Below are 18,608 nucleotides of genomic sequence, written 5' to 3'. Positions count from 1 at the left end.
AAGGCTATTTTAGCCAAAACCGGTGAATGATTTTCTAAGATTTAGATAGGACATTCACAGATTGTTAGCTTTGTTTTACTTTGGAATCGTACGGACAAAGCTTACATGATAAATCGTTGATTGTCACGTCGAAGACTTAGGGGTCATTATTTTATTTACTAATGGCAATTCCTAAGGAATTATTTATGAAGATTGAAGATACTTTTTTTATTATAAACTCTTCAATATTAATTTTACAGTACATGCTGACGACAGGTATCTGGAAACAATGGTGGGAAATTATTATGTCTTTCCTAACTCTTTAATATCCTTAAACTTATTTTGAAATATGGTAATGGCTTTCGAGCTGTTATCATCCTTGACCATTAAGCAAGTTCAATTTTCAAATACGATTAGGTTAGTCATACTTGAAAATTGAAGATAATAAGCTATCTCATATTTAATTAGCCGAAGTGCAATCGACCTACTTAGATAAAAAGGAAATATAACTATATGAACTATAAAAATTTAAACTTGGGTAATTCAATTTTCGACGGGTTCAACGACCAAAATGGCTTGATGATTTGTGGTTATGAATGGGGTTTTAGTAAGAAAGATGAGCAAGAGAAAGAATTAGGCAGTTGGGTTGAACCCAGTGAAGAAGTTGAGCATACTTTTGCAAATAAAGCTAGACATTGGGGCGCGGTTGCTAATACTTGGCGTTATGATAATAGTATTAAAAGATGGTTTGAACTCTGGGGTTTTCCACTAGATAGCCAAGATCTAGGGGGCGATTTTGAGAAATCTATAATTCAAACCAATTGGGCAGACACACAGGGCAACTCTATTAACGATAGTGACTCTAATAAATTTCTATTAGAAGAGCACGTAGATAACTTTATACGTCACGTTGAAGCTTTAAGACCGAAAGTTATTATCTTTATGGGTAGTAAACTAATGGACTACCTCCAAAACCCTGCTGTATTGACTAGATTTGAAGACATAATGGGTGAGATAACAGAGCCACACCATATCGTTCAAAAAGAGTCTTCTCACACAAGGTTCAAAGTCCAATTTCAATCATTTGATAATTGTCAGGTGATTGGGTTCCCTCATCCTAGTGGCAGCCATGGTATATCTTATGACTATATCGAACTGTTCCAGCCAGAGATGAACGAAATAATTTCTAAATTTAAAGATGAACGTAAGTTTTAATTAACCAACACAGTTTGCGTGAGTCGCACCCTATCAAACGAAAACACTGTGGCTTTATCGCTATAATCGAAACACAGACAGAATAAAACCGACGGAGGTCATAGACGTGCAATATACCGCAATCATTAAAGACGGTGGTTTGTTTATCCCTAATGTATTTGCAGACCTAAATAATGGCAACGATGGTGGCGCGCACATTGTACAAGTCACCGTCGACATCGCAGCCGTTCGTCAGCAGTTAAGTGCAAGTACAGAACCAACACAAGAGACACTAAAGACGACAGCGCCAAAAGAGACAAAAAAACCAGTCAAGAAGCAACCAAAAAAAGAAGCGCCAAAAGCAGCAGAAAACCTTGATTTGGGAACGCAGCGCAAGGGCGCTATCGATGAGCTAGAAGCATTAAATGATAGTGAGCTCAGCGAAATCTTCAAAGCGTATATGAATGATGGACAAGCACCAACACAAATATCTTTAGAGAACTTATAATAGAGAGCCTATAACGCATTTTTGCTAATATTTTAAAGCCACATTTTTAAAAAAAGCATATAAAACTTTTAGATTAATAATATGTATAACTTATAAAGGCAACCTCATGACCTACTCCATTTTTAATCAAACCCCAAATAATGCTATGAAAGAACCGATGTTTTTTGGTCAGCCAGTCAATATTGCCCGCTACGACCAACAAAAGCATCCTATCTTTGAGCAATTGATTGAAAAGCAGCTGTCCTTCTTTTGGCGTCCAGAAGAAGTCGATGTCTCGCGTGACCGTATCGACTTTGGTAATTTATCCTCGCATGAGCAGCATATATTCTTAAGCAACCTGAAGTATCAGACCCTACTCGACTCTATCCAAGGTCGTAGCCCAAACGTGGTATTGCTGCCTTTGGTATCTATTCCCGAGCTTGAGACATGGATTGAGACCTGGACATTTTCAGAGACCATTCACTCACGCAGCTATACCCATATTATTCGTAACATCGTCAACGATCCAAGCGTGGTGTTCGATGACATCATGACCAATGACCATATCCTTGAGCGTGCCTCTGATATCGCCAAATATTATGATGACTTATATTATAATTCCCAGCTCTATAACTTATATGGTGCAGGTACGCATACCGTTAATGGTGAACAAGTCACGGTTGATTTAAGGTCACTAAAAAAGCAGCTGTATCTGTGCATCATGGCGGTTAACGTCTTAGAAGCGATTCGCTTTTATGTGTCATTTGCTTGCTCATTTGCCTTTGCCGAGCGTAAGCTGATGGAAGGCAATGCCAAGATTATCAAGCTGATTGCTCGTGATGAGGCACTGCATTTAACCGGTACGCAACACATGCTCAATCTGATGCGTAACGGTAAAGATGATCCAGAAATGGTAGAGATTGCTAATGAATGCTATGAAGACAGCATTGAGATATTCCGCAAGGCAGCTGAACAGGAAAAGGAGTGGGCAAGCTACTTATTTAAAGACGGCTCGATGATTGGTCTAAATAAAGACATTCTATGCCAGTATATTGAATACATTACTAACTTGCGCATGGAAGCAGTTGGCTTGCCATCAGCGTTTCCAAAATCCAAATCAAATCCTATTCCATGGATTAATACGTGGTTATCGTCTGATAACGTCCAAGTTGCCCCGCAAGAGACCGAGATTAGCTCGTACTTAGTCGGTCAAATTGATTCGGACTTATCAAACAGTGATTTTGATGATTTTGAGTTATAAGACTCGATCATAAGTACAAGTGACGACTTTGATAAAAATTGTTGAGCGGTAGCGCAATATAGGATTAATGATGACTTGGGTAATGACCAGTAAGATGCAATTCTATTTACATGAGGATGAAAGCCTACTTGATGGCTTGCTGCGTACGGGGCATGAGGTGAATTACCAATGTCGCGAGGGCTACTGTGGTAGCTGCCGTGTTAGAAAAGTATCAAGCTCACATCCGATTGATTATCCCTTTGCACCGCTGGCGATGATTGAAGTGAATGAGATATTACCCTGCTGTTGTCGTGTGCAAGGCGTCATTTATATTGACCATGAACTGATACCAGAATAACCTCCTAAACCTTTAAAGTTTATTCTTTATTATCAGACTAACCATAAAAAAGCGCGCTATCTTGTTTTAGATAACGCGCTTTTTTTAGGCTTTGATAGATACCAGTCCGAAGCTATGAGCTTCTACCCCTACTTACTGAGTAGCGGCATTTTTTTCAAACAACTTTAGCAGCTCTTCACGCTGACGCAGACGCTCTTCTTCTGACATCGGCGGTGCATCTTGCGAGTCGTCATGATAGTTTGGTAACCCGCCAAAGCTTTCGTCATGAATAATGGTGGGTTGCTCAACCTCCTCTTGGGGCGGACGCTCCATTAGGATAATTTTGACTTGTTTACTTTTGCCATTGCGTAATATTTGCGCATGTAGCTCAGTATTGGGTGGCTTACGAGCCACATACTGCACCAGTGTATTGTCATCAGTCATCTCAACGCCATCGATGGATAGGATAACGTCACCAACTTTTAGACCACTTTTAGCCGCTGAACCTTGGGGAATAACTTTCAGTACTTCCACACCAGTCGAAGTTTCAAGAACAGTGGGGTCACGCATCTGCGACTGTATCTCAATTCCCAGCCAACCGCGACTGACACGGCCATCTTTAATTAACGCATTCATCACTTGCTCGACCAACGCAGTCGGAATGGCGAAGCCAATACCCATAGAACCACCTGAGCGTGAGAAAATCACGGTATTGATACCGACTAACTCACCATAAGCATCAACCAAGGCGCCGCCCGAGTTACCTGGGTTAATGGCCGCATCCGTTTGAATGAAGTCTTCAAATTTATTGACCCCAAGTCCCGTACGACCTGTCGCTGAGATAATACCTTGGGTGACCGTTTGTCCTACCCCAAATGGATTACCAATGGCCAATGCTATATCGCCAACGCGGCTGGGCGCTTCCCGAAAGCCAAGCGGCGTTAATCCTGTCATGTCCACTTTAATGACCGCTAGATCACTATCAGGATCAGTACCGACAATTCTGGCACGGCTCTTACGCCCATCGTTAAAAGCGACTGTAATCTCATCCGCTTTTTCAATGACGTGAGCATTGGTAACGATATAACCGTCTTGTGACACAATGACACCAGAGCCTAAATTGGTTGCGCCTTGATTTTCCTGATCGCCATGAAACTCAAAAAAACGTCGCAAAACCGGGTCATCTATGTAGGGATGTTCTTCCATCGCTTGCGTGGTATAAATATTAACCACCGACTGCGACGCGCGTGCAACGGCATTATGATAAGAGGATATGGGTTCTGCGCTACCTGCAATCGGAGCGGAAGCTTGTTGCTCTACCGTCGTGGTGACAGGCTTTTCCCACTTCGCTTCTGATGGCGCCCTCATACTGGTAAACAACCAGACAAATGCTGCAATCACTATCAGCAATAAGACCCAAGGCAACCATTTTACAAAAGCTGCCTTATCAGTGGTGTTCGGGGACGACGACATACAAAAACCTCTATACATGTAAGATATGAACGAGTGGCGGTGACAAGCATTACTGTATGGGCGCTGGCACTTGTGCAAATTATAACTGGCATCACGTTAGAATAGTAACGCATCGTGTACCATTTCAGTTATTACCTTTGCCTGACCGTTTACCACATTGTGCTAACATGACCGTTATAACCTTTTTAGCATATGATTTCATCTGAGTATTTTTAGCTAAAAGACATGAGCACCATACGCGCCTTTTAATAATAAAACCAAGAGTAATAAGGAAAAATAATGACGACAACAAATGCAACAATTGAAGCAACACATAAATCAATCACTGCACAGATATTAACGCAATTTTGTGATGATTATCTATCGGCTGACGCCTTTAAAGACTATGCCCCTAATGGATTACAAGTGGATGGCGGTCAGCCTATTCAGCGTATTGTTACCGGTGTGACGGCTTGTGAAGCTTTAATTGATGCAGCAATTACGGCCAATGCGGATGCTATTGTGGTGCATCATGGCTATTTTTGGAAAGGTGAGCCTGAGCCAATAGTAGGTATGAAGGGTCGCCGTATCCGCAAGTTATTACAGCATGGTATTTCTCTGATTGCCTACCATCTCCCGCTCGATGCACATCCGATCATCGGTAATAATGCCAAACTGGCCGAGGCCTTAGGATTAACCATCACTGGTGCCCTATATCCTCATGAATCACATCCGGTGGGTAATATTGCTACTTGTATACCGCAGAGTCCTAACGACCTTACTACTATCATTACCCATGCTTTAGGACGCGCGCCGCTACATATTCCAGCTGACTATACTTATTGTAATTCAGAAGACACTCATACGAATGCTCCTAGACTTATCAAGCGCGTCGGCTTATGTACAGGCGGCGCGCAAGATATGATTGAGCAAGCGGCTGCGATGGACTGTGATGCCTATATATCTGGGGAAATATCAGAGCGTACCACCCATAGTGCACGTGAGCTTGGTATTGACTACTTTGCATGCGGTCATCATGCTACTGAACGCGGCGGCATCGAAGCATTAGGTGAGCTAGTGGCGCAGCAGTTTGGCATTCCGGTGACCTTTATCGATATTGATAACCCCGCCTAATAAGAGGATTAAATAATCGGCTAACATATTATTTTTGATATTCAACCTTCCCAAAAAATGCTAACTTTTAAAGAAAATATTTTTCTATATGCTTTCGTGCATATATAACACTTAGAAGAAATTCAATTTTGGCCGTTTACATTTTTATTATTAAGTTTCGTCACTCTTTAGTTAACTTAACTTGAATAATACATATATATACCGCATATTATTATAATGTAAGAGAACCTTTCACAAAATAAATTTTATCAAGAAACGTTCCTATTACTACAACCTCCGGCCATGACATTAAGCGGACAGATAATAATGAGTGCGTTATTGTTTAAAGAATTAATTTAAACTTTGAAGACCTACTCTAAAGGCTATCTGTCACCCCGATATAGACGTTCTGCTTTTTAAAAGTAAGCAAAACGGCTAACATTAGGAGACCTGCATGCAGCGCATGACTTATCGTGTCAAAGTATCGACGCTAAGGGCTAAACGCCGTCTATCTTATCTACTACGCCCAAGCAAACGCACCCTTAACCTTAAGAGCAATCTTGTTCCTAGTATTCCCTATAGTCCATCAGCTCGTTTTTCTAAAACTAAAAAATTGGTACAGCTGTCTAGCATCGCCCTCTTATCGTTACCTGCTGACAGTCTAACGACGATGAAAGCGCAAGTACCGGCCTATAATAAGGTTATGCTCCAGAAAACTTTAATCATCGCAGCCGTACCAGGCGACAGTACATACTTTGCCACTGATGGTTTTCAACACGGCTTTGGCTATGATTTAGTCCGTGGCTATGCTGATGAGCTTGGAGTTGGTATTGAATTGAAGGCCTATGCCAGCGATAAGGCAGCATTACGCGCGCTACAGTCCGGTGCTGCTGACATGGCACTAACGACAGCAAGCTCACAACTTAAGAACCAGCTTGAATTGTCCTCAATTAATGTGAGCTGTGGTTATGATACCAGCTTGACTGACAATGGCTTGAATCCTAAAGTCAGCTGGACATTTAAACAAGCGGACGACCCATTATCGCAAAAGGCCAGCTACTTTTTATGTGACCGTATAAAACTGGAAAGCACCCAAAGTTTAGCCGCTTTTTATAATCAGAATTTACTTAAAGATGCCTATAGCCAGCAGCACTTTAAAAAAACGCTCACCGAAAAATTGCCTGATTATCAAAGCTCTTTTAAAAAACAAGCGAAAGACTATAATCACGACTGGGAACTGCTGGTAGCGATGGGTTATCAAGAATCGCATCTTGATGCTGATGCAGTGTCGCCAACGGGCGTGCGCGGTATCATGATGCTCACTAATAGTACCGCTGAGGCGATGGGCGTTGCTGATCGCGTTGATCCCCTGCAAAGTATCGGTGGCGGCGCGAGGTATTTAGAAGAGATGAAATCTACCTTTCAAGACGTCCCACAAACAGACCGTATTTGGTTTGCTCTTGCTGCTTATAATATGGGACCAAATGCTATTAAACGCATTCAAAAACATCTGGATTCGGACGGTATTAACGATAAGAATTGGGCAAATATCTATAACTATTTATCAGAAAATAAAGCGTCAAACAGTCGTTATGAGCAATGCATGCAGTATGTGAGTAATATTAGAAGCTATATTGAGACGATGAAAATGCAAACGGTATAATCTAAATGCTGTATAAAAAAAAGCTGCTCTTTAAAGAGCAGCTTTTTTTACGGAATAAATATTGATTAAAGATTTAATCAAATCTATGTCATACCTTGCTAATAACTAACGATTGGGCACAGTCATACGCTGACCAAGCTGTAACATTGCATCATTGGCAATCTTATTCATATCAGCAAGCTCCTGCGTTGAGACGCCATGTTTGCGTGCCAGACCAATCAAGCTATCCCCTGATACCACCGTATAACTGACCGTAGTTTTGGGTACCTTGATAGTTTGCCCAAGCTGTAATTGACCATCGATAGCCATATTATTAGTCGCTGCTAAATCCTCGACTGAGACGCCAAAACGTCGTGCTAATACAATCAAACCATCACCAGATTGAACTTTATAGCTTTCGATATTACTAATATTTTTACCACTACTAACGCTGCTGCTTGCAACACTACTACTAGCGCTGGTTTTATTCGCAACACTGCCATTACTACCTTTTGCAGGAATAGTGATGGTGCGCCCTAACATTAAGTTTGAAGTACTAGTCATGTTATTAGCAGTCTCTAAATCACTTATCGTAATATTATAGCGCTGCGCGATGCCACTTAAAGTATCCCCTGATACTACCGTATACTTGCTGGTAGCCGTTGAGTTACTGGCACTATTACTGTTACTAGGAGAACTGTTATTAGAAGTACTGCTACTAGAATTGCTACTGCTAGAACTATTACTACTTCCAGAACTACTGCTTGTTGGCGCGGATACTTTGCCAGGTACCAACCATAGCTTTTGTCCTATGAATAAATCAGCACGACTACTTAAATTATTATAGGTAGCAAGTTGACTCACTGATAAACCAAAGCGATTTGCGGTACCAATTAGAGTATCCCCTCCTTGTACAACATAGCTCTCAGTTCGACTCGTCGCATTATTGGATGTGCCTAATGGCTCTATTTTCTTGGCGTTATATAAATATAAACTATCGCCAGCGAAGAGTTTAGCGCTGGCATCTATCTGATTCCAATCAGCGATGTCACGCCAGCTAAGACCAGCGCGACTAGCAATGTTAGTTAAGTTATCACCGCTTTTTACCGTATAAGTTGTGCGGTTACCCGGTGGTTTTGGCGTGCTGGTTGGGGTATCAGCAAAGCTTAACTTCTTGTCTTTACCACTGGCCTCTAAAATGGACAGCTGCGTTTGTATCGCTGATAGATTAATATTACCATCAATAGCACTAATGACTTCCTTAACTTCAGGCGTTTGCCTCATGATTTGCGCAGCAATGAAGTCGCGCTCTTCTCTAGTTAGAGCCGGCTCTTGGACAATCGTATTGTTTTGGGTAATTTTAGCTGAAGTGGTCGGCAGGCTATTACTATTTTTTAGCTCAGCATTAATTCTGCTTATTTCTGTACTGGTAATAGGAGGCTCACGACTAATGGACGCATTACTACTATAAACAGAATTGCTGGTTGGCCTAGAAGTTGGTGGAATATAGCTGGTAGTTTGCTGCGGTACACGGGCGCTGGCAGCATAATCGGCTAGCCCCTTCCCTGTAGAGGGAAGTGATGAGCTGGTATAAGGCTGGTTATTGTAGCTTGGGGTCGTATTGGTAGGACTTGGACTTGGCGTGTAACTAGGGCTAGGTGTATAGCTTTGACTTGGGCTACTAGGCACACTTGAAGCAATCACATTACTGGTACCATTGCCGCGCAATGAGCTGAGCTTAGCATCAAGAGTCACACCAACATCATTTGGTATTACCACCCGCTGTGGACCTGACGAATCAATACGTGCTGAAGTTAGGGCAGGGTTAAGCTTTTCTAGCTCATCGTAGGCCACACCGGTCACCTGTGACACTTCAGCTAAGCTCACGCCATAATTAACGGGTACACTCCGGAAATGCTGACGGTTGGCAATCGCTGGTAAATACACATTATATTGTTCAGGTTTGGAGACAATATTTGCCACGGCCAAAAAACGCGGCACATAGTTCATCGTTTCAGTCGGCAATCGTAACGACCAATAATCGGTCGGTAATCCTTGGTTTCTGTTAACATCAATCGCTTTTTGCACCCGCCCTGGTCCAGCGTTATAAGCGGCTAACGCAAGCTCCCAACTGCCAAACTGATTATGTAAAGCGGTCAGATAATCATAGGCGGCACGCGTGGACTCAATCACATCACGGCGGCCATCATAGGTACTGCTCTGATTCAGACCAAATATTCGTCCTGTACTTGGAATAAACTGCCACAGTCCAGCAGCCGCTGCGGTACTGGTACCAGTCGGATCATAAGAGCTTTCAATCACTGGTAATAGTGCTAACTCGGTTGGAATATTGCGGCGTTCAGCTTCACGCACGGTATGATACAAATAACGACTTGAGCGCGCAGTCAGACGATTTAGATAATCCTGCCGACTGGTGAACCAGCTTTTTTGTGCCTCAATACGAGGATCATACATGGCTTTACCACCGTTCATTTGGTAGCCAGCACGTAATCTATTCCATAAATCTCCGTATTGTTGAATGGCAAGTTGGCTACTCTCAACCATAGTCATATCGGTAGCTTCTAGCAAATCTGCCAACTCGTCTAAGCTGTCTGCATCCAAATAAGCTGTAGAATAACCAGTGCTAGTCGTTGGTCTAGGCGTGGCAGCAGTCTGATTAACCGGACGTTTGCTCACCAAAGGTGCATTAGTATTTGCACCTGAATTTTTCGCCGTGGGCGTACTACTACACGCACTGATAAGTAAAGTTGACACCGCTAGCGTCAGTGGTAAAGCGATAAACGTGCGAGAAATTGATGACACAGTAGACATGATAGTGGAATTTTCCTAGCAAGATAGATATAAAAAACGGATTGATAGTATCGTCTGTAATACGAAACAAACAGTATTCATCTATAAAAAACAATGAGAAATCTTAATACGCTTCAGTTATTCTTTAACAAGCAACTTTATTAATCAATTATGGTAATAGACAGTGACCAAATAAATCACTTGTTCAATCGTTTATTTCATTAATTAATCATTTGTTTTACTAATTAATAGTCACTTGCGATACAGCACGTAATAACACGGCATTGCCAGTTGATACCGTTAAAGTCACTCTCGACGTGGTCACAAATGAGACCTCTTTACCATCTTTCACCCAACTCTCAATCGTATTAACATTGGCTTTAGCTTGCGAGCCAGTAGTGACAATATTGTCAATGCTAATGTCATAGCGATAGTTTGACGTTTGGTTCCAACTGTTTTGTAACAGTCTTAGATACGCACTTTTGTCTAAGCTAGTAGATTTTCCTTTTCTCGACAATGAAATTAGCGCATCATCAGAAACCAACTGGGCGACTTGATTGATATTTTTACTGTTGGCCGCAGACTTCATGGCAGCTGCATAATTTTGTACCAACCCTTCATTCATAGTTGCAGCCTGTGCACTGACAGCTACCGTACTTACGATGGCTGCTAAACCACTGACACTAACACTTTTTATCAACAAGGCCAATAGGCCTTTCTCCCAAATACGTTTCATCTTAGTCCTTAGCGATATTAGCAATGTTCTTTATTTTATTGACGGTCTATTCGTCATAATAGGTTAACTGTTTGAGACAGTCATTTACTTTTATCAATACTTATCTAAATTTTGCTGATGTAGAAATTGACGGTAGTCCTAAGCGTATCACTAAATTCTCACACCTATGTTACGTCATGTGCAATTCTTGATAGCACAAGTCGCTGTATACTTATTCGGCTGATATAGGTGAGGTAACATCTGAAAACGCTATCACTCAAACTCTCCACATTAAGGTTTTAGCTTGAATTACTACGTTATTATCATACTCATCATTGAGCTGTCTGTTATTACTCATGTTACTTAGCTATGGTTATTTAGCTATTAACCAATTATTCAGCTATTCATCTTCGTCAAGTTTCATGCCAAGACGCTCAACGCGTTTATCCATCATCTGTCGGGCCAGCGCCTGCATGTCTTCAACACGGTCTATTTCATCCACAATCTCAAGACCCAATAAAGTTTCAAAAACGTCCTCTAACGTGACCAAACCTTTAACCTCACCATATTCACCCACAGTAATGGCAATATGTAGACGGTTTTTTAGCATTAAATCCAAGAGATCAAACAATTTCATTTTAGAGAAGACAAAGGTAATCTCACGCTGAAACTGGGTTAATGGCTTGTGCATCGCATGATTGACTTTGGCTAATAGCATGTCAGTTTTTAATACAAAACCGGTGATATTATCCAAATCACCATCATAAATTGGCAGCCGCGAAAAAGTCAGTTTTGGTCGATCTACCAACAGTTCAGCCACTGTTTTATTCTCCTCGAACGCCAGCATTACTGAGCGCGGGGTCATGATGTCCTCAACCTTAATGGCACCAAACGCCAATAAGTTACGAATAATACGGGCCTCTAGCGGATCAATTTGGCCTGCGGCTTCACCGATGCTCGCCAAGGCAGAGAACTCTCGCCGACTAAACACATCTGTTTTTTTACCGCGTACCAAGAGCTTGGTCAAGCGCTCTGAGAGCCAAATAATAGGATATAGAATTACAATGATACCGCGTACAAAATAAGCCACAGGGCCGCTAAGCTGTCGCCAATATACTGTACCCAAGGTCTTGGGGATGATTTCAGAAAAAGTTAAGATAGCTAGGGTCATTAGTGCTGAAAACAAGCCAAACCATGCGCTACCAAAGACGATAGTTGCTTGCGCGCCAGCGCCAATAGAGCCTAAAGTATTGGCCATCGTATTCAAAGTTAAGATAGCCGCTAGCGATTGATCGACTTTATCTTGTTTTAAGCGTTTGAGCATTTGCGCTTTTTTGGGATTGCTCTCTTGGACATCGGCAATATACGAAGGCGTCATACTGAGCAGTACTGACTCTGCTAACGAGCATATGAAAGACAATCCAATGGCCATACTGACAAAACCAATCAACAATATTACGTTGCCAGTGGTTGGTTCAATTGTGACGTCGGCGGCTAATGCGGGATAAGGCAATAATAAAATTAAGAAGGCGACTACAACAGCCCAACGTGAGTGATTACGTATACATAATAGCGTCGGGGGAGGTTTGGCAGACGCCGCTTGACGACAAGTGCGTGGACGGCTTAAACGAGGGACAGACATAAAAGTGGGGTGCAAGTTAGATGACCTAAGCGAATAAAAGAATATAAAGAAGGCAAAAACTTGCCTCTTATAACTATAAATATAGCTATTTAATATTAACATTGATCATGAAATTTAACAATAAGTCCCTAATTTGTTCGACTTCCTTTATCGGTCATGTATATCCACATAAAACTTACTGCACTATTTTACTCAAACGCGCTTACTCACACTCTGTTTTCATAACGGTCTTCACTACTAGATCGTCCTCACTACTAGCTATTCTGAGAGCTTAAAGTAACCTACGTTTTATCACTCAAATTATCTTAAGGATATGGTTATTACCTATTGAAAAATCGACAGTGATAGAATAACGGAGAGAAAATACGAGTGTGGCATGATTAACAGTTACCAAGTCTGGGAATTTTTGTTACTATGCGTCTAATTTTATTATTATCTACCAGTCATTGAGAGAAATTATGAGCTTTTTTATTCAGTCTGCCCATGCCGCCGATGCGGCTGGCGGTGCTTCAATCTTTGGTCAAATCTTATTACCAGTCGCTTTTTTTGCTATTTTTTACTTTTTGGTGATTCGCCCGCAGTCTAAACGTACCAAAGAGCACCGTAACATGGTGAATGCGTTAACCGTCGGTAGTGAAGTTATTTTTGCAGGCGGCCTGATGGGACGTATTAAAAACCTTGAAGGCGACTACGCTATCGTAAGCTTGAATAACAATACCGATATTAAAGTACAACGCGCTTCTGTTATATCTGTATTGCCTACAGGTACTATCGAGAGCGTATAGTCGTCGGTATCATATTTTTCACTGTGATATCTATAACTATAATTGTTCGTATAATGATGACCGCTACTAATTTGCGGTCATTTTCTGCTATGAAGTTCTGATGTTCAGTCTTAAGATAGTGTCACGGTCTTAATAATGCGGACGCATTTTTATACTGCATATTTTTAATTAATACTCTTGACGTTCATTATTTATTTTAAGATTACAACCCCTAGCTTTACGCTTTAATATCGTAGCGGATGATCGCAATAATGGGTGATTGCAAGCGCTGAATATATATGGCCGCCCATTGTAATTATAAACGTCACATCTGCTGACTTTTGGCCTGCGTCGCCAGTCTTTTATCAACTTAAAGAAGTGATTATGCAATATCCTGCTTGGAAATACTTCGTCATCATCTTTGTGCTCATCATTGCCGGTCTATATGCTGCGCCTAATCTATACCCTGACGAACCTGCGGTACAGATTACTAGTGCGGCTGCAGGCACGCAGCTGTCTGAAGGCATCTTGACCCAATCACAAAGCCTGCTTGAAGAGGCGTCTTTGAATTATCATGACGGTACTTTTGAAGGTAATAGTGCCTTGGTACGTCTTGATAACCCAGTCGATCAGCTAAAAGCGCAAGAGGTTTTACGTCAGAATTTGGGCGATGACTATGTGGTAGCACTTAACGTTGCACAAACCACCCCGCAATGGCTACGCGATATCGGTGCCAAACCGATGAAACTGGGTCTTGATTTACGTGGCGGTGTGCGATTCGTACTTGAAGTTGACATGAATAAGGCGCTAGAGCAGCGTCTGACCAGTGCCAGCCGCGATGTGCGTCGGGACTTGCGTGCTGAGCGTGTTTCTATTAAAGGGATCAAAACTGAAGCGCAAGGTATTGTATTGCATTTCGCTAATACCGATATTCGTAATCGCGCTCAAAACATCTTGCAAGGCTCGATGGGTAATACCTTTACGCTGCAGTCGTCTATAGATGAGCAGGGTCCTGCACTAATTATGGCGTATAACGACGCTACTTTAGAAGAGATTAACAGCTACGCGGTCAGCCAAAACTTGACCACTTTACGTAACCGTATTAACGAGCTTGGCGTTGCTGAAGCGTTGGTACAGTCGCAAGGTGCCAATCGCATTGTGGTTGAGCTGCCGGGCGTACAAGACACTGCTGAGGCCAAACGTGTCCTTGGTCGTACCGCGAACCTTGAATTTCGTATGGTCGCTAAAGACAGCGAAAACTACATGGGTGGTATCCCGCCTGCAGGCACTGAAGCCTTCCCATTCAAGTCGCTTGATGGTCAGCCTGTACTATTAGAGCGTCAAGCTATCGTCACTGGTGACAAAGTAACCAATGCCCAGACCAGTCTCGACGAGAGCGGTCGTCCTGAGGTCAATATTACTTTAGACAGCGCCGGTGGCAAGCTAATGCAAAATGCTACCCGTACCGCAGTCGGTGAGCAAATGGCAGTGCTATTCATTGAGAATAAGCAAAAAATCACTTATGAAGCAGATCCAGCGACTGGTGAAACCGTAGAAGTACGCACACCTTATGCTGAAACTAAAGTCATTAATCGTGCCAATATCCAAGCAGTACTCGGCTCATCATTCCGTATTACTGGTCTTGATAGTAACGCTGAAGCAGCTGAGCTGGCATTATTGTTACGCTCAGGTGCGCTTGCTGCCCCGATGTATTTTGTTGAAGAACGTACAATTGGTCCATCTTTGGGTCAAGAGAATATTGATAAAGGCCTGTTTTCAACCCAAGTTGGCTATCTGTTAGTTTTTGCCTTTATGATTATTTTCTATCGTCTGTTTGGTTTAATGGCTAACATCGCGCTGGCGATTAACGTTGTTATTATCATGGCAATCATGTCTATTTTAGGCTCATCTTTAACGCTACCCGGTATCGCTGGTATTGTATTAACCATTGGTATGGCGGTGGATGCCAACGTCTTGATTTTTGAGCGTATACGCGAGGAGTTGGCAAACGGGGTCAGGCCCAAGTCCGCTATAGGTGCAGGCTTTGACCGTGCTTTTAGTAGTGTTTTCGATGCTAACATCACTACATTATTGGTCGCCTTTATCCTGTTTGCTATCGGTACCGGTCCGATTAAAGGTTTTGCGATTACCTTGGCAATCGGTATTGTCAGTTCGCTATTTACCGCGCTCTTAGTCACACGAGCACTTATACAAATTGCTTACGGTAAGCGTAAATCTATCAAACGTTTGAGCATCGGCTAGGAGAAAAATATGGCGATTGAACAGAATATCCCCCCAAGAAAAGAAAATACGCCAGCTTCTAACAGCTCAGGTGGCGGCTCAGACGGCAATCCGAATGACCCAAATGACAAAACGCGCCGCCGCCGTGGCAAGCCGCGCCGTGATGGTAAAGGCAGTAATAATAAGGACAGTAAACAGACGTCGCCGGCAGCTGGTAAGAATAAAACGCGCCTTGCTAGCAAAAGCAGTGAAGCATTAACCATGCAAACGCTTCATTCTGACACTGACACTGACATTGATGGCAAAGGTACACTAGATAGCGCCGATGATAACGCGGCGGCAAATGCTGAAGGTGGCATCAAATCCATCGGTGATCGACGTATTATTCCTTTTATGAAGATAGAAAAGCCAATGGCAATTTTATCTATCTTCTTAGTCATTGCTAGTATTATTGCAATTGCAGTCAATGGTCTGAACTTTGGTCTCGACTTTACAGGCGGTGTCTCTACAGATGTACGCTATGAGCAGCCAGCTGAGCAAACTGAGGTGGTTAAAGCATTAGCAGATAATGGCTTTAACGATGCTGTCGTACAGTATCTTGGCACGCGTCAGGAGTTACTAGTGCGTCTGCCACCACAGTCAGATAATATCGAAGGACTCAATACCACACTTGGACAAGCCCTAAACTTACCGAATAATACAGCTGAAATCAGTAACGTTAATATTATCGGTAGCCAAGTTGGTAACGAAGTTTATTTAAACTCAGTGATGGCGTTAGGCTTAGCCTTACTTTCTATGCTGGGTTATGTCGCCCTGCGTTTCCAATTCAAGTTAGCACTCGGCGCAGTAGTATCATTATTTCATGATGCTATCGTCACTATTGGCGTCTTTGCTTTATTCGGCTTCCCGTTTGACTTAACGGTATTAGCAGCGATATTAGCGCTAATTGGTTATTCGTTGAATGATACTATCGTCGTTTATGACCGTATTCGCGAAAACTTCCGCCGTGTCCGTGGTATCAGTCCAAGGCAAACTATTGATTTATCGCTAACAGAGACGTTGCGCCGTACTATTATGACCATCTCGACCGTTATGCTGGTCGTGCTTGCCATGATGTTCTTAGGCGGTGACGGTCTTTATTGGTTCGCTGTAGCGCTATTCATTGGTCTGATTGCAGGTACTTACTCGTCAACTTATATTGCAAGCTCTATTCCATTAGCGATGGGATTGTCACGAGATGACTTTGTGGTAAAAGTGAAACCTGAGTTTGAAGAAGAAATTGTCTCTTTTAATGACCCAAAAATGTTTGAACAAGACTGACAGTCAAACAATATGTTTGTTTAAACAACTGACTTAATAAAGACAATGAAAGTTTTAAATAAAAGCACCTAACCTTATAGGTGCTTTTACCTTTATATTCTTCACGCATTATCACCTTTAGCTCGTACTTTTATACTGACATAGTCCAATCCTTGAGACGTAATTTTTACGCACTTCTTTATAAGTGATTATTTCATGCCCTCTACTACGCCGACAAGTGCCATGCCACCTATTGATACTCGCTATGCTCGCATTATCGCGATTGCAGTACCGGTTATACTGGCCAATTTAGCCATGCCGCTACAAAGCGTTATTGACACGGCGATTGTAGGTAATATGAATGATGCGGCTAAGCTTGCGGGAATGGGGCTTGCAATTCAGCTGTTGTCATTATTACTGGTCAGCTTTAATTTCCTGCAATATGCCTCCTCTGGCTTATCCGCACAAGCCTTAGGGCAACTTGCCGAAAATAATCATGCGCTAGGTAATCATTCAAAAAACAGCTCGCAGAAACAATCGCCATTATTATCGATTTTGCAGCGTGCCCTATTACTAGCATTTGCGATTGGGACAATATTATTACTAGCAAAGCCATGGTTGATTGTTTATGGGCTACAAGCATTAGCCGCCAATCCTGAAAGTGGACTCGCTGCTAAAACCTATTTAGACGTGCGTTTTTGGGGTGTGATTGCAGAACTAATGAACTTTGCCTTTATTGGCTGGTTTGCAGGCCAAGGTAAAACCCGTTACATGCTGTATCAGCAAGGTTTTATTGCCATTCTTAATATTATTTTAACCCTGTTTTTTGTCTATGTTATGGATATGGGTATAGGCGGTGTTGCTTTAGGAACGACTATTGCCTTTTGGTCGGGCGTGGTCTTAGCGTTATGGCTGAGTCGTCGTCACCTACAACTTACTTGGACGGCTCTATTCACGGCAGACCCTCAGCACTTTGCTAAAGAAAAAAAGCTTAGGCTATTCTCGCTAAATAAAGATATCTTTATTCGTACTTTAGTTTTAACTTTAAGCTTTGCTTGGGTCACGCGTTTATCGGCGCAAAGTGGTGACTTAGTGTTGGCCGCCAATGCCATTTTATTGCAAGTATTAAGTATTTCAGCCTTCGCTCTCGATGGCGTGGCGGTGTCAGCGGAGACTCTAACTGGGCAAGCAGCAGGACGACGAGACTGGCGGCGTTTTGGTATTATCGTGAAGCGTACAGGCGTAGTGAGCTACGGTCTCGCCTTAGGATTAAGCCTCATTTGGTGGCTAGCTATGCCCGCCTATTTGCAGATGATGACCAATATTGAGCAGGTCTTTCAACTTGCATCAATCTATCAAGGCTATGCAATACTATTACCTTTGATTGGTGTCGGAGCATATTGGCTCGATGGCGTGTTTTTTGGCTTAACGGCTGGTCGAGTGATTCGTAATGCAGCTTTAATGTGGGCAGTTATTTTCTTTCCACTCAGCTGGATGTTATATCAGCAATGGGGTATGACCGGTATTTGGCTCAGTGTGTGGAGCATATTATTGTTACGTATGCTGGTGCTTAGTGGATTTTTATATTATGCACATGCTAATGGTGGTTATGAAACATTATATCCAAGTTCATAATTTATGATTAAGAACTTTCAACATCACTAGATTATTATTTATACCGCTAGAAAATTT

At 42.3% G+C, this 18,608-nt stretch carries 14 protein-coding genes; 10 read left to right on the top strand and 4 right to left on the bottom strand.

Annotation, left to right across the window (positions count from 1 at the left end):
• Positions 1–492: 492 nt before the first annotated feature.
• The 4 genes from ES754_RS01735 to yfaE all read left to right on the top strand — a co-directional run bounded on the left by ES754_RS01735 (position 493) and on the right by yfaE (position 3,258).
• Positions 493–1,194 (top strand): hypothetical protein, encoded by a 702-nt coding sequence (locus ES754_RS01735; RefSeq protein ID WP_147221505.1) that lies wholly within the window; start codon positions 493–495, stop codon positions 1,192–1,194.
• Between the two features lie 106 nt (positions 1,195–1,300).
• Entirely contained in the window at positions 1,301–1,681 is a 381-nt protein-coding gene (locus ES754_RS01730) for a hypothetical protein (protein ID WP_147221503.1), read from the top strand.
• A gap of 106 nt (positions 1,682–1,787) precedes the next feature.
• Positions 1,788–2,921, top strand: coding sequence for a class Ia ribonucleoside-diphosphate reductase subunit beta (gene nrdB / locus ES754_RS01725; protein ID WP_147221501.1), 1,134 nt, complete (start codon positions 1,788–1,790; stop codon positions 2,919–2,921).
• Positions 2,922–2,991: 70 nt separating this feature from the next.
• Positions 2,992–3,258 carry a class I ribonucleotide reductase maintenance protein YfaE gene (gene yfaE, locus ES754_RS01720; RefSeq protein WP_147221499.1) on the top strand — a complete coding sequence of 89 codons (267 nt, stop codon included), beginning with the start codon at positions 2,992–2,994 and terminating at the stop codon, positions 3,256–3,258.
• Between the two features lie 132 nt (positions 3,259–3,390).
• Here yfaE and ES754_RS01715 read toward each other — a convergent pair whose 3' ends face one another.
• Positions 3,391–4,710 (bottom strand): S1C family serine protease, encoded by a 1,320-nt coding sequence (locus ES754_RS01715; protein ID WP_147221498.1) that lies wholly within the window; start codon positions 4,708–4,710, stop codon positions 3,391–3,393.
• A gap of 279 nt (positions 4,711–4,989) precedes the next feature.
• Between ES754_RS01715 and ES754_RS01710 the strand changes: the two genes are divergently transcribed.
• A complete protein-coding gene (locus ES754_RS01710; protein WP_147221496.1) occupies positions 4,990–5,823 on the top strand; it encodes a Nif3-like dinuclear metal center hexameric protein in 834 nt (277 codons plus the stop codon).
• Between the two features lie 433 nt (positions 5,824–6,256).
• A complete protein-coding gene (locus tag ES754_RS01705) occupies positions 6,257–7,465 on the top strand; it encodes a transglycosylase SLT domain-containing protein (RefSeq protein ID WP_147221494.1) in 1,209 nt (402 codons plus the stop codon).
• Positions 7,466–7,570: 105 nt separating this feature from the next.
• Here the strand turns inward: ES754_RS01705 and ES754_RS01700 are convergent, their stop codons facing one another.
• The 3 genes from ES754_RS01700 to ES754_RS01690 form a co-directional block, all read right to left on the bottom strand.
• Positions 7,571–10,276 (bottom strand): lytic transglycosylase, encoded by a 2,706-nt coding sequence (locus ES754_RS01700; protein WP_147221492.1) that lies wholly within the window; start codon positions 10,274–10,276, stop codon positions 7,571–7,573.
• A 220-nt stretch (positions 10,277–10,496) separates the two neighbouring features.
• Positions 10,497–10,991: a hypothetical protein gene (locus ES754_RS01695; RefSeq protein WP_147221490.1), complete on the bottom strand. Its 495-nt coding sequence runs from the start codon at positions 10,989–10,991 to the stop codon at positions 10,497–10,499.
• Between the two features lie 379 nt (positions 10,992–11,370).
• On the bottom strand, positions 11,371–12,612 hold the full coding sequence (locus tag ES754_RS01690) for a CNNM domain-containing protein (protein ID WP_227677763.1): 1,242 nt from the start codon (positions 12,610–12,612) through the stop codon (positions 11,371–11,373).
• Between the two features lie 458 nt (positions 12,613–13,070).
• On the opposite strand from ES754_RS01690, the gene yajC reads away from it, so the two are divergent.
• The 4 genes from yajC to ES754_RS01670 all read left to right on the top strand — a co-directional run bounded on the left by yajC (position 13,071) and on the right by ES754_RS01670 (position 18,551).
• Positions 13,071–13,397 (top strand): preprotein translocase subunit YajC, encoded by a 327-nt coding sequence (gene yajC / locus ES754_RS01685; protein WP_147221488.1) that lies wholly within the window; start codon positions 13,071–13,073, stop codon positions 13,395–13,397.
• Between the two features lie 363 nt (positions 13,398–13,760).
• Positions 13,761–15,638, top strand: coding sequence for a protein translocase subunit SecD (secD, locus tag ES754_RS01680; protein ID WP_147221486.1), 1,878 nt, complete (start codon positions 13,761–13,763; stop codon positions 15,636–15,638).
• Between the two features lie 9 nt (positions 15,639–15,647).
• Complete coding sequence (gene secF, locus ES754_RS01675; protein ID WP_147221484.1) at positions 15,648–16,937, top strand: protein translocase subunit SecF; 1,290 nt, start codon at positions 15,648–15,650, stop codon at positions 16,935–16,937.
• Positions 16,938–17,132: 195 nt separating this feature from the next.
• Positions 17,133–18,551, top strand: coding sequence for an MATE family efflux transporter (locus tag ES754_RS01670; RefSeq protein WP_147221482.1), 1,419 nt, complete (start codon positions 17,133–17,135; stop codon positions 18,549–18,551).
• The last annotated feature ends 57 nt before the right edge of the window (positions 18,552–18,608 follow it).

Origin of the sequence: Psychrobacter frigidicola (assembly GCF_007997305.1) — a bacterium.
Taxonomy (GTDB): Bacteria; Pseudomonadota; Gammaproteobacteria; order Pseudomonadales; family Moraxellaceae; genus Psychrobacter; species Psychrobacter frigidicola.
This window is presented reverse-complemented; position numbering and strand designations above follow the sequence as displayed.